Consider the following 12,258-nt stretch of genomic DNA (forward strand, 5'->3'; position numbering starts at 1 on the left):
CCCACGATGGAATTTCGCAACCTGACGCCTTTTGACGTCATGTGCTTCAGTGCGCTCAGCAAACAGGATATAGAGCACCCAGTAATTGTAATGAAAGTCGGTTATCGACTGCAGCCCATCGCCAATAAGCCCGGGTACTTTTCCGCTGAAGTAATCGATGATGACCCTGTTCCGCTTTGCCTAGCCGATAAATACTATGGTGAGGAAGGGAGCAGTAGCGTTAAGGAAGAAAGCGATTTAGCACCTTTCAAACCTCGCTGTGATGTGATTGTCAATGGACATGCCTATGCACCAGGCATGGAAGCTGTGCGGTCGTGGACTGCTGGAATTCGCTTGAGCGAACCTGCGGCGCCATTGGAGATTGACGTCGCATCACCGAAGTCGCCTGGTACCGACGGACCACCGACGGAGCAACAACTGTATGCATGGCGAGATGCACAGGCGGAGGCAATGCTGCGCCGCGCCAATGCCCCCACTCGCAACATCTTATTGAACAAGCGACTACGTTTCACCGGGCCTCGAATGTTCAAGCCAGGCCTGCTGGCCGGCTGGCATGTGACTGAAGCTGAACCCGTCGAGCGCGTACCGCTGCGGTGGGAATACGCTTTTGGGGGGGCTAGCGCTTTGTGCAATCCGCAATTTCCTGATCACGCCTCTGAGCCTTACATTATTAATCAGGTTTGCTATAGCAACCCACTAGGTCGTGGCTGGGTCGAGGCTCGTTACTTTAAGCTTGCAAAATCAATAAAGCAGTCAATAGAGGAATTACTGGCGCCTCAAATCGAGCAGATCAATGACCCCATCAGCAAACTGACAGATAGTCTGCAGCCTGACGGTGACATCACAGCCAAAGAGATGGCCGAGGTATCCAGATCCCTCGCTCACCAACCTGCAGGCTTCGGAGCAGTCGGGCGCGCTTGGGCGCCACGCCTTGCCCTCGCGGGCACCTATGACGATGAATGGCGGGACACTCGCTGGCCTGGCCTCCCTGCCGACTTCGAGTTTGGCTATTGGAACTGTGCTCCTGCAGATCAGCAGGCAGCTTTCTTGAGGCCTGATGTACAGATCGAATTGTTCAACCTGACCTCGCATGAAAACGGCCACAACGGCCAACTGACCGTTGAATTACCAGGTCATCGTCCATTTCTGCTGGCTCGGCTTCATAACGGTGCGCTGATCCCCCTCCCTTTACTCACTGACACCCTAATTATCGACGCAGATGCAATGCGTTTGTCGTTGACTCATCGAATCAGTCTTCCCTCTACCGAACCTATCCGTACACTCGAAGCCCGATTCGAAGTCGACCCCACAGCCCCGCTCATAAAACGCGCCCGGCCAACAAACCTAACGGGTGGGGAGAGAGGCTGATGGCAGAGAACATACTTGCTCGTAAACAACAAAATTGGAGAGTCGTCAGCATCGCCCCTGATGTTTGTAAAACTCCAATGGGTGGCGCAACCCCGCCCGTTCCCTACCCCGTCACTGTGGAGCTAAAAATAGCAACTGGCGTAGCGAAATCCGTGCGTGTCAACGGCAAACCAATCGTCGTATATGACATGAGCCTCGTACCTAAAACCGATGGGGATCAGGCAGGTGCGGCGAAAGGGATCATCAGCAATACCGTTGGCGGTAAATGTTACCCGCAAGAAAAAAGCAGCACAGTGCGCGCCGAGGGAAAATTAGTCGTCCGCCACAATGATCTGTTCTGGATGAATGGGTCGTAGCCATGGATGAGCCATTAGAAATTGAGATCGGCAAGTTCCAACGACCCATAGGTGATACGCACAGCATCGCCACTTACCAACAAGGCAACGGCGTAGTAGTTCAGTTATGGAAAGGTAAAAATTTAGTAACTCGCGAACACCTTACTTATGAAGCGTATTTCAAATTCCGGGCAGAAACTCCAGAATACGAGCTACCAAACTACGCCCAACCCAAAGCTCAAAAAGAACTAAACACGCAAGGCACAGATGCTAATGGTAACACCATTGGAAGGGTAATCGGCGACACGTCGAAGACGAAGTTACCAGCCTCCACAGCGAACCCTCCCGTAAAGGAGACAACCGAAGAAGGATGGTGGAACAAGACAAGCCCTTGGGTACACGGAACTCTTGATATGTTGGGATTTGTACCAGGTCTTGGTGCAATCCCAGACGGAATTAATGCCGTAATCTACGTGGCAGAGGGAGATATAGCAAATGCGGGGCTAGCTGCATTTTCCGCCATTCCGATAATTGGAGACGCAGCCAAGGGCGGAGTACTTGTAGGGAAAGCGGCAGGAAAAGCAAGCAGAGCTGTCAGAAATCCCCCCCCCTCCAAGCCCCCCAAAAAACCTAAGAAATCAAGCAACGACGGTGGGAAATCCAAAGGTGAGAAGAGAGACTGCCGCCTACGTAAATATGGGAAAGGAAAAAATTGCCCGCCAGGAAAAACTGGACACCATATTGTTGCAGACAGAGCTTTCAGATTACCTGATAGACATAGAGTCCCTGGCCCCCGGATTCCGGGGGGGCTTTCACATGCTCACGGCTACACTATCTGTGTTGATGGTGGAACCCCCAGAGCTAGAGGCCGAAAAGCAAATGAGCACGGTTTAATTCACGCTATTTATGACCCGGCCGAGAAAAAGCTTGGTAGCGAAGGTGCTCCCCCTGGAACAGCAACATTAGGTGAGCTAGAGCTAATTGGAGTTATGGCCGCAGCTGCCATTACTGGATGTAACCCGACTATAATGCTTGCAGAACTGCATGCTTACCATATCAGCATGGGATTGAAATCCAACGACCTATATCGAGCCTACAACAAAACGAACCTATTGAAAACTACTGATCTCACCAAGATAGGATCTAACACCCAAAAGGGTGCTGGTGGACTATAAAACAGACACAGAGGCATCAATGAAGAGCAAAACCAAAAAAATATCATTTGGAAGCGGATGCGCAATAAACGACAACATGCTGTATGTCGCCTCATTTATTGACTCTCTAGAGGACATCAACCACACCAGGATGTTTGTCCTAAATTTAGACCTTCCTGTCATCTGGCATTATCACGACCTGAACAGCAAAACAGTGATCTCTACAGCATTTCGACCACAGCAGAATGAACTCGCAAGAGCAGGCTGCGCGCTTACAACAGACGGATACATAGAGATATTCAACACCAAAGAAACTTCAACCACAAAAATTAGTAGAAATACATACGCCCCACTTACATCGCTAGCTGTAATCGATGGGATTTTTTTCTGCTGCGGAACCGAGGGGCAAATATATAAAATCGAATCAAACCGCACCGAAGAAATTGGCCAAGGAATAGCGACCAATGTGAAAGTGGCTTTAGATAAAATATTTGATATAAAAAAAACTGAAGACCCAGAGAAAATTCAAAGACTAACAAGCGCCTCGCGCTCAATCACAACTCTACAGTCCATTGACGGCCTTTCTAAGGAGGATATTTATACATGCGGGACCAATGGAGTGATTTACCACTGGAATGGGAAAGAGTGGAGCAAATGCAGGAGCGGCACCAGACAACATCTTCACAGCATTCACTGCATTACACAAGACGACATCATGGTATGTGGCCACAACGGGACAATTGTTCGCGGAAACTCCAGAGAAGGCTTTAAACGGCTAGCTTCAGAAAAAATCAGTAAGAATTTTTGGTGCATTCGCTACTTCAATGACTCCATCTATATCGGAACCACTAATGGTTTATTAGTGTTGAAAAATGGAGTTTTCGTTCACCCTCTCCCCCCCGACCTTCCCCTACCTAAGGACTACAGCATAGAAAGCTTAAGCTCAACTGAAGATACACTATGGGTAGTTACAAACCGATTCGTCCTCCGATTCAATCAAGACGAATGGCAATTAATAGATCATCCAGACAATTTGTAGGGTTATGGCAATAACATTTTTAGAACTTTAGACAAACCTCTGGGCGGGTGTAATAAATAAAATTGCATCCGCACCCTCAAACTCAACCCCGAGTTCCTAATCATGCGTCACGCAGCACAAGCTGCAAGAATCATATCCCATTTTTTCATTGCAGACAGCTTTTCTGCGTCTTCACTCGACAACGCTAGGTAGGTCAGTCCCCAGAGAGTCATCGTGCCGTTTTCTGGCAATTAATTAAAATTGCGTCGCAGAACATCAGCGTGATTACTTGACGCACCAGCCCTTAAAATACTGGGGACGCTGTTTACCGTGGCATTTCCGGTGAGCCGTTCCACGGCAACAGTGCGTCATAGTCTGCCGCCGTCTGCGCATGTAGCAGCCGCTCCAGTACATAGCGCAGCCAGGTATAGGGCTTTGGCCGTTGATCTTGGCAGTCTCGACCAGACTGTCAAGCTGAGCACTGCCGGCGCCCCCTTGGGGCGTGTCGCTGAATAGCCAAGCTTACGCCGTTCACAAATGGCTTTATGGCGTGCTCTGCCGGGTTGTTATCGATCTGGCAAATACCCAGCCTCTACATAACGCTCCAGCCGACTCCAATTGCTAGCCAGGTAATTCACAGCCTTGCCGAGCACACTTTGCGGCCTCACATGCGGCTGCGTCTTGTCCAGCCAACTTTTCAACTGCGTCAGGATCGGCAGGCTCTTTTCCTGCCGGCCAGTCAATCGCTGCTCATCACTGGCATCCTTCAGTTCACGTTCGATGCCTTACAGCTTGTTGATCAATGCCCGCGCCATATCCGCGCGCCCGGCTTTGCCCTTGGGCTGCACCTTCTGAGCTTCAACAAACTTGCGACGGGCATGCGCCATGCACGCCAATCGCTCAATATCCCGCTGCAACGCCAAGGCGTTATAGCCGGCGTAATCGTCCGTCAAGACATAGCCGCGATAACGTTCCAGCAAGCGCAGCGGCACATCCTGCGCACGGCTGGATGTGTAGTCGAACAGCACGACTTTCTGATCCGGTGGCCCACTGGCTTGCACCCACATCCAGGATTCGCTGGTCGGGTCTCGATCCGCTTCTTTAAGCACTTGGACGCGCGCTTCGTCGCAATGGATGACCGGGCTTTCCAGCAACCGGTCGCGCATCAGATTCAGCAGTGGTTGCAGGTGCTCGCCGCACTGAATCACCCAGCGTGCCAAGGTCTGACGCGGAATTTCGATAACGTGTCTGCTCAGCACCGTTTCGAAACGGTGCAGCGGTAAGCCATCGACATACTTGGTCGTCAGCAGCATCGCCAAGACGCTCGGACTGGCCATGCTCTTTTCGATCAACTGAGCGGGTTGGTCAGCGGTGCCCGGAGCGATTTCACAGCCGCGGCAACCGTAAACTTTACGGATGTGTTTGATCACGCGGATCTGCATGGGCACGATATCCAGCTGCTCGCTGGTTTCTTCACCGATCACATGTTTGCAGCAACCGCAGGCACACGTCGGCTGCCGGCAGCGGCGACGGCGGACCGTCCTGTGGCTCGTACGGGTTGAAATAGCGTAAATGACCCTGCGCACTGACCTCGTAGCCATGCCAGACCTGCCGGTCGAGCAGCACGTACAGGTAACCCATGCGCAAGATGCGCAGGCCCAGCTTGGCCGAAATATGCAGGCTGTCGGCCACCGCAGCGCGCGGCGCAGCGGCAGGAGGATCAGCAGACCCTGGCGCACGCATAACATGCACTGGTCGTGCGGCAGCCCGCCTTCAGCGGCGGCAATGGCAAAGCAGCCACTGCTCCCTGGCAGCGACCGCGACCATGTCGCGCACTGCCGTTCTGGGAGGAGCCTGGCGTTTCCCAAGTCGCTGTAGGAATATTCGACCGTGATTGTAGGAACGGATTTACCCGCGAAGAACCATGAGGGTGGATGGCACCGGCTTCGCCGGTGTTCGCGGGCAAGCCCGCTCCCACAGGGATCGCGCACGCCGATTAAATTTTGTGCAAGACAGTTGCTCCTGCTTCAATGAGAAAAACGCATTGCGCTCAGGAGAACAGCCTGGCCAGGCAACCGAGCTTCTTCTTGTACGACCGCCGCGCCTCCAGCGCCTGCTCCAGGCTGACCGCCAGAAACCGTGCCTGCTGGTTCGGCTGCATCTGCCCGATCAGATCGAGGTCGGCGCTGATCACCGTGCCGATCATGGCATAGCCACCGCCCGACACTGCATCCCGGTGCAGGATGATCGGCTCCAGCCCCGCCGGCACCTGAATCGAACCGATCGGGTAGCAGCTGTCGACGATATTGGAGGGGTCCGACCCGGCACCGAACGGCTGTTCCCGCGGTTGGAAGCTCAAGGCACTGCCGCCCTTGTAGCGATAGCCGATACGGTCCGCCTCGGAGCCGACCGTCCAGGCCTGGGTGAAGAAGCTTTGCGCCGCCGCGTCGGTCAGGCGGTGGAAGTACAGGCCCGGCACCACCCGCAGTACCACTTCGCCGCCCAGGGCCTGGCGCAGGGCCATGGGCAGGCTGGCACCGGCGTGGGTCTTGCCGCTCGGCAGGCCGACCGGCAGCACATCGCCCGCCATCAGCTTGCGCCCATGGAACCCGCCCAGCGCTCCCAGGGCATAGGTGGAGCGGCTACCGAGCACCTCGGGTACATCGATGCCTCCGGCCACCGCCAGGTAGGCACGGGCGCCAGCGGTAGGGAAGCCGAACCGCAACACCTGCCCCGCGCGCACGGCAAACGCCGTGTCCGGGCGCTGCTCACGGCCATCGAGCAACACCGGCATCTGTGCCCCGCATACCGCCACCAGTGCATCGTGCTGGAACTCCAGCTCCGGCCCCACCAGCGCGCATTCAAGGCCTGCCGCACCGGCCGGGTTGCCCACCAGGTGGTTGGCGGCGCTCAGGGCATACTGGTCAAGTGCACCAGACGGCGGGATGCCCAGGTGGTAGTAGCCTTCGCGGCCCAGGTCCTGCACGGAGGTGGCCAGGCCCGGTTTGAGTACCTTGATCATGCCAGCACCTCCTGCAGCGATTTGGGGTAGCCGACCGGGTCGGCGAGGAACGCGTCCAGGGAAAACTCCACCGGGCGAATGCGCAGGTCGAAGCGACCCTCCTCCACATCCGCCACTGCCTGGTCGTAGGTGCGGCGGTCGATGGGCTTGAACTGCACGATGTCTCCTGGTCGGAAGAACACCATGTGCGCCTTCAGGTAATTCAATGTCTGCTGCGGGTCGTAGATCGGCGCCGGAGTAACGCCGAACATCTGGTAGCCCCCTGCCCCGCGCACCGAGTAGATGCAACCAAAGCAGCCGCCATGGCCCAAGGTGAGCTTGGGGGTGTCGGTGCGTGGCCGCAGGTATTTGGGCACCTGTAACTGCCGCTCGCGCTCGACCATCTGGAACATGAACGGCAAGCCGGCGACGAAGCCGACCATCGACACGAACCAGGGCGCGCCGCTGTGCGCAGCGATGAACGCCTCGACATCGGCCAGGCCGTTGATGCGCGCCGCGTACTCCAGGTCGGTGCTGGTCGGGTCCTGGTGGCGGTCACGAAAGCGCATCAGGGTTTCGTGCGTCCACGGGTCGTTGTACAGCACCGGTATCTCGATGATTCGCGTGTGCAAGCTGCGCTCGGCCACCGCCTGGGCTTCTGCACCGCGCACGGCGTCGAGCAGCGTTTCGGGGGCGATGCGGTCCGGGTCGAAGCGGATCTGGAACGACGCGTTGGCCAGGCACACATCCAGCACGCCATCCAGCGCCAGCCGCTCCACCGCACGGGTGATGGCCATGCCCTTGAAAAAAGCCTCCAGCGACATGCTGTCACTGACTTCGGCAAACAGATGCTCGTCGGCGCCGAAGCTGTAACGGATCGGGGTTGTAGCAAGCGGTTCGGCCATGACTGTTCCTTTTCTTGGAATCTTTATAGAAAGGCAGGCAAAAACAAAATGCGCGGGCTGCGGCGGGTACATGCCGCATGCCACATGGGCTCAGCGCGGGGCTCGCACCTCGATGCCCGCTGTGTCCAGCGCCTTGCGCGTGGCCTCGACCAGGTCCAGCGCACCCGGGGTATCACTGTGCAGGCAGATGGAGTCGAACTCGATGGCCAGGTCCTGGCCCTCGACCGTGCGCACCACGCCCTGCTGGCAGGCCCGCAGCACCCGCTCAGCCACTGCTCTGGGTTCATGACCACGGACATTGCGGGTGAACACGATCGAACCACTCAGGTCGTATTCGCGGTCGGCGTAGAACTCGCGAACCACCGGCTGGCCGAGTTGCCGGGCGATCCGGCAGATCACCGAACCCGGCATGCAATACAGCAGCAGTTCGGGCTCGATTACCCGCAGGTTTTCCACCAGCAGCCGCGCGGCTTCTTCGTCACGCGCCAAGTGCATGTACAGCGCCCCGTGCGGCTTGATGTGCTGCAGGGACACGCCCTGGGCGCGGGCAATTTCACGCAGCGCGCCGAGTTGGTAGAGCATGTCGTCGACCAGCTCCTGGGCCGGCGCATTGATGTGCCGGCGGCCGAAGCCGACCAGGTCGCGGAAACCCGGGTGCGCCCCTACTGCAACGCCCAGGGCCTTGGCCCGCTCGACAGTGCGGCGCATGGTGCCGGGGTCGCCGGCATGAAAGCCGGTGGCGATGTTGGCCGTGCTGATGTAGCCCATCAACTCGTTGTCTACGCCATCGCCAATGGTCCACGGGCCAAAGCCCTCACCCATGTCCGAGTTGAAATCCACCACTTGCATGACTGTCTCTCCTGGCACTTGTGACTGCATGCAGGCCACGTTAGATTCTCGTCGCCCCCTTGGGAAGATCTATAAACAGATAGGGTGTCTTCGGAAAATCAGATACCTGCAGCCGCCACAGGAGCCTACCGTGTCACTGACCCTGCGCCAGGTCCGTTATTTTATCGCCACTGCCGAGATCGGCCAGATATCCCAGGCGGCGATCCACCTGAACATCTCCCAGTCAGCGGTGACCACGGCGATCAAGGAGCTCGAGGCGATGCTCGGCATGCTGTTGTTCCAGCGCTCCGCCCAAGGCATGAGCCTGACTGAAGCTGGCCGGCACTTCCTGAACCGCGCCTACGTGATAATGCGCAGCGTCGACGATGCGTTGAACAGCCCGCTACCGGACATGCGCGCCAGTGGCCTGCTGCGCCTGGCCGCAAGCTACACGGTGATCGGCTACTTCCTGCCCCACCACCTGCAGCGCCTGGAGCACTGGCATCCAGGCGTAACCCTGGAGCTGTACGAGCAGGAGCGCAGCGCCATCGAACAAGGCCTGCTGGAGGGGCGTTTCGACATGGCGGTGGTGCTCACCGCCAACCTCACCCACCCTGCCATCGTTTCGGAGACGTTGTTCAACTCCGAGCGGCGGTTGTGGTTGCCCGGGCATCATCCGCTGTGCGAGCGCTCGGCGGTGAGCCTGGCCGATGTCGCCAAGGAGCCTTTCATTCTGCTCACAGTCGATGAGGCCGAGCAAAGCGCCATGCGCTATTGGCAGCAGGCCGGGCAGCAGCCGCGCGTGCGGGTCAGGACCAGTTCGGTGGAGGCCGTGCGCAGCATGGTCGCCAATGGCAGCGGCGTGGCGATCCTGTCCGACCTGGTGCACCGGCCCTGGTCGCTGGAGGGCAAGCGCATCGAGACAGTGACCATCAGCGACCCGGTGACGCCGATGAGCGTGGGGCTGGCCTGGCACCGGGAGCGGGCGTTAAGCCCGGCGATGCAGGCTGTGCGCAACTATTTCCATGATGCGTTTCTGGCACCGCAGCAGTTGTCTGCCCGGCGCTGATGGAGCATGCGTATGCCCCAGTCACCAGAGCCTCACGGTGTAGTCCAGGTTGACCCGCAGCTCGTTGTCGTCCCGGTGCGTCGCACCCGCTGCAAAATCATTGCGATACCAGGCATGCCGCACGCGCAACGCCACACCTTTGAACGTGCCCTGCTGCACGGTGTACGACAGCTCCACATCCTTCTCGCTTTCACTCAGCCCGGCCCCGCCGAAGCCCGGCAGTTCGATGTTGTCACCCCGTACGTAGCGCAGCATGCCCTTGAGCCCCGGCAACCCGAACGGGGCAAAATCCTGGTCGAACCTGACCTGCCAGCTGCGCTCCCTCGGGTTGAGAAACTCCGAACTCAGCGTGCCTTCGGTGATCACCAGCGGCTCGGTACCGTACAGGTAAGGCATGGCGGTATCGCCATCCAGGCGCATGTAACCCACGCCAACGCTATGGCTGGCCCAGGCATAGCTCAGCATCAAGGCCGTGTTGCGGTTGTCGACCTTGCCGGCCTTGGCTGCACCGTCCTCACCCGTGACGAACAGGCGCACATCGCTTTTCAGGCGCCCAGTGCCAAGCTGGCGCTCGTCGACCAGGCCGAAGTAGTCCTTGCGGTACAGCTGGTCCAGTTCGGCGTGGTAATACCGCAGGGTCAAGGCCTCGGACCAGGCGTAGTCACCGCCCAGAAAGGTGAAGCGGTCAGATGTGGCAGCGCCGTTGAAGCGCCCGTTGGGCGAACCGATGCTCATCTTCTGGTAGTCGGTCGAGTCGCGCAGGTTGATGCGGTCGAGCCAGCCGGCATGCAGGCTCAGGCGGTCGATGTCGGATGAACGCAGGTAAGCGCCGCGAAACGTCTGTGGCAGCAGGCGCGTGGGGCTGGCGAAGGCAATCGGCAGAAAAGTACTGATGCTGCCGCCCTGCAGCTCGGTGCGTGAAATGCGCAGCTTGCCGGTCAGGCCCAGCTCGGAATAGTTGTCCGCCGGCTCGCGCGTACTGCGGTCGAACGGCAGCAGCCCGGTGCCGGCACGGTCGGGTGAAGAGTCCAGCTTTACCCCGAGCATGCCCTTGGCGTCGAGGCCGAAACCTACAGGCCCTTGGCTGAAGCCTGAACTGAGATTCAGGATGAAGCCCTGGGCCCATTCACGGGCGGCGGCCTGCGGGGACGGGCCCAGGTAGTTGCGGTCGAAATAATAGTTGCGCAGCACCAGCTCGGCATGGCTGTCTTCGACAAAGCCAGCGGCGTGGGGCGGATTGGCGCAAAACAGGCAGGCGCTCAGCGCCAGGCAGGTTTTTCGGGCCTTGTGCATGGTGACTTCACTTTCTTGTAGTTGTAGGAAGCCCTGCCGCAGAAGCAGCAGGGAGCACGCCAGGGTGAACAGCGAGTGGCGTTATACCGGGCGACGGCCGATCAGGCGGAACAGTGCCAGGGCAGCAATCACCACGCCCGGTGCCGAGGCCAGCAGCACGCCGGCAGAGCCGGCACCGAGGGCGAGCATCTGGCCAGCTACCAGTGGCCCGCTCATGGCGCCCAGGCGGCCAACCGCAACCGCCGCACCCACGCCGGTGGCGCGCACGCGTGCGGGGTAGAAGTGCGGCGCCAAGGCATACAGCACCCCTTGCCCGCCAGTGGCGAAGAAGCCGGCAAAAAAACCGGCCGCGAGCATGCCGCGCAGGTCACTGGCCAGGCCCAGGCCACCGAGGGCAGCCAGGATGCCCAGGTACACCAGCGTCGCCGTCGCCCAGGCCGGCAAGCGTTCAAGCAGCTGGCCCAGGGCCAGGGTGCCGATGGCGGCGCCGATCTGCAGGGCAAACATCACCCAGCTGGCGTCATGGCTGCTGAAGCCCTGGCCGACCAACAGGCTCGGTAGCCAGTTGATCAGGATGTACACCACCATCAGGGTGAAGAAATAGCTCAGCCACAACAGCCATGTGGCGCCCTGGCCGAACAGCTCGCGGCACAGGCCGGGTGTATCACCGGCCGGCTGTGTGGCGCGAAACTGGCGCGACTCCGGCAGGTAGAACGCCAGCAACGGCAGGATCAGCAGCGGCCCGGCGCCACCGACATGGAACACCCGCTGCCACTCGCCGCTGTAACCGGCAATGCCGATACCGGCCGCCAGTGCTGCTCCCAACGGTACGCCGCAGTACATCAGGCTGACGGCGCTGCCGCGCAGGCGCTCGCCGGCGGCCTCGCTGCACAGGGCGATCAGGTTGGGCAATGCGGCGCCCAACCCTACCCCGGTGAGCAGCCGCGCCAGCAACAGGCTGGGCAGGCTCCAGGCGTGGGCCGTGGCCAGGGAAAACAGGCCGAACAGTGCCACCGACGCGATCAGCACGCGTTTGCGCCCCACGCGGTCCGCCAGCCAGCCGCCGACCAGGGCGCCGGGCAGCAGGCCGAGGATACCGGCACTGAACACCCAGCCCATTTGCAGCTTGCCCAAGTTGAAGGCGCTGGCCATGCCAGGGGCGGCGATGCCGGCGGCTTGCAGGTCGAGGCCTTCGAGCAGGGCAACGAGAAAACACAGGCCAATGGTGATGGCCGCACGCGGCGGGTTGTTTGCAAGAGAAGTCATGAAGCCACCCTGTTGTTCTTG

The 12,258-nt window shown here is 59.0% G+C and carries 10 protein-coding genes and 2 pseudogenes; 5 read left to right on the forward strand and 7 right to left on the reverse strand.

The features are described from left to right. Positions 1-6: 6 nt before the first annotated feature. From AC5O5I_RS15285 to AC5O5I_RS15300, 4 genes are read left to right on the forward strand one after another with little or no spacing between them, the layout of a single operon-like run. Positions 7-1,368 carry a DUF2169 family type VI secretion system accessory protein gene (locus AC5O5I_RS15285; RefSeq protein WP_494511077.1) on the forward strand — a complete coding sequence of 454 codons (1,362 nt, stop codon included), beginning with the start codon at positions 7-9 and terminating at the stop codon, positions 1,366-1,368. Next, on the forward strand, positions 1,368-1,724 hold the full coding sequence (locus AC5O5I_RS15290; RefSeq protein ID WP_494511078.1) for a DUF4150 domain-containing protein: 357 nt from the start codon (positions 1,368-1,370) through the stop codon (positions 1,722-1,724). Before AC5O5I_RS15285 ends, AC5O5I_RS15290 begins: the two co-directional genes overlap by 1 nt. 2 nt (positions 1,725-1,726) lie before the next feature. After that, positions 1,727-2,878, forward strand: a complete 1,152-nt coding sequence (locus AC5O5I_RS15295; protein WP_494511079.1) for a hypothetical protein — start codon at positions 1,727-1,729, stop codon at positions 2,876-2,878. 19 nt (positions 2,879-2,897) lie between these two features. Beyond that, entirely contained in the window at positions 2,898-3,896 is a 999-nt protein-coding gene (locus AC5O5I_RS15300) for a beta propeller repeat protein (RefSeq protein WP_494511080.1), read from the forward strand. Between the two features lie 304 nt (positions 3,897-4,200). Here AC5O5I_RS15300 and tnpC read toward each other — a convergent pair. The 5 genes and pseudogenes from tnpC to AC5O5I_RS15325 all read right to left on the reverse strand — a co-directional run. After that, positions 4,201-5,386 (reverse strand): annotated as a pseudogene (gene tnpC / locus AC5O5I_RS15305) (IS66 family transposase); the annotation flags it as partial. A gap of 7 nt (positions 5,387-5,393) precedes the next feature. Further along, positions 5,394-5,689 (reverse strand): annotated as a pseudogene (locus tag AC5O5I_RS15310) (toxin VasX); the annotation flags it as partial. A gap of 236 nt (positions 5,690-5,925) precedes the next feature. Next, complete coding sequence (locus tag AC5O5I_RS15315; protein WP_172219637.1) at positions 5,926-6,897, reverse strand: 5-oxoprolinase subunit C family protein; 972 nt, start codon at positions 6,895-6,897, stop codon at positions 5,926-5,928. Then, entirely contained in the window at positions 6,894-7,781 is an 888-nt protein-coding gene (locus AC5O5I_RS15320) for a 5-oxoprolinase subunit B family protein (protein WP_172219639.1), read from the reverse strand. The genes AC5O5I_RS15315 and AC5O5I_RS15320 overlap by 4 nt, the downstream gene beginning before the upstream one ends. Before the next feature lie 90 nt (positions 7,782-7,871). Continuing rightward, positions 7,872-8,630 carry a 5-oxoprolinase subunit PxpA gene (locus AC5O5I_RS15325; RefSeq protein WP_172219641.1) on the reverse strand — a complete coding sequence of 253 codons (759 nt, stop codon included), beginning with the start codon at positions 8,628-8,630 and terminating at the stop codon, positions 7,872-7,874. 130 nt (positions 8,631-8,760) lie between these two features. On the opposite strand from AC5O5I_RS15325, the gene AC5O5I_RS15330 reads away from it, so the two are divergent. After that, the gene (locus AC5O5I_RS15330) at positions 8,761-9,678 is read left to right on the forward strand and encodes a LysR family transcriptional regulator (protein WP_494511081.1); all 918 of its coding nucleotides are present in this window, start codon (positions 8,761-8,763) and stop codon (positions 9,676-9,678) included. 21 nt (positions 9,679-9,699) lie between these two features. Here AC5O5I_RS15330 and AC5O5I_RS15335 read toward each other — a convergent pair whose 3' ends face one another. Together AC5O5I_RS15335 and mhpT are read right to left on the reverse strand one after the other, a co-directional pair. Then, a complete protein-coding gene (locus AC5O5I_RS15335) occupies positions 9,700-10,971 on the reverse strand; it encodes an OprD family porin (protein ID WP_172285746.1) in 1,272 nt (423 codons plus the stop codon). An 81-nt stretch (positions 10,972-11,052) separates the two neighbouring features. Continuing rightward, entirely contained in the window at positions 11,053-12,237 is a 1,185-nt protein-coding gene (mhpT, locus tag AC5O5I_RS15340; RefSeq protein WP_172219647.1) for a 3-(3-hydroxy-phenyl)propionate transporter MhpT, read from the reverse strand. Positions 12,238-12,258: the final 21 nt, after the last annotated feature.

The sequence above is a fragment of the Pseudomonas sp. 9_2_1 genome, assembly GCF_059295275.1.

Excerpts from the sequence above, each read along its gene's own strand:
- AC5O5I_RS15285 (WP_494511077.1), top strand. The coding sequence starts at position 7 with ATGGAATTTCGCAACCTGACGCCTTTTGACGTCATGTGCTTCAGTGCG.
- AC5O5I_RS15290 (WP_494511078.1), top strand. The coding sequence starts at position 1,368 with ATGGCAGAGAACATACTTGCTCGTAAACAACAAAATTGGAGAGTCGTC.
- AC5O5I_RS15295 (WP_494511079.1), top strand. The coding sequence starts at position 1,727 with ATGGATGAGCCATTAGAAATTGAGATCGGCAAGTTCCAACGACCCATA.
- AC5O5I_RS15300 (WP_494511080.1), top strand. The coding sequence starts at position 2,898 with ATGAAGAGCAAAACCAAAAAAATATCATTTGGAAGCGGATGCGCAATA.
- AC5O5I_RS15315 (WP_172219637.1), bottom strand. The coding sequence starts at position 6,897 with ATGATCAAGGTACTCAAACCGGGCCTGGCCACCTCCGTGCAGGACCTG.
- AC5O5I_RS15320 (WP_172219639.1), bottom strand. The coding sequence starts at position 7,781 with ATGGCCGAACCGCTTGCTACAACCCCGATCCGTTACAGCTTCGGCGCC.
- AC5O5I_RS15325 (WP_172219641.1), bottom strand. The coding sequence starts at position 8,630 with ATGCAAGTGGTGGATTTCAACTCGGACATGGGTGAGGGCTTTGGCCCG.
- AC5O5I_RS15335 (WP_172285746.1), bottom strand. The coding sequence starts at position 10,971 with ATGCACAAGGCCCGAAAAACCTGCCTGGCGCTGAGCGCCTGCCTGTTT.
- mhpT (WP_172219647.1), bottom strand. The coding sequence starts at position 12,237 with ATGACTTCTCTTGCAAACAACCCGCCGCGTGCGGCCATCACCATTGGC.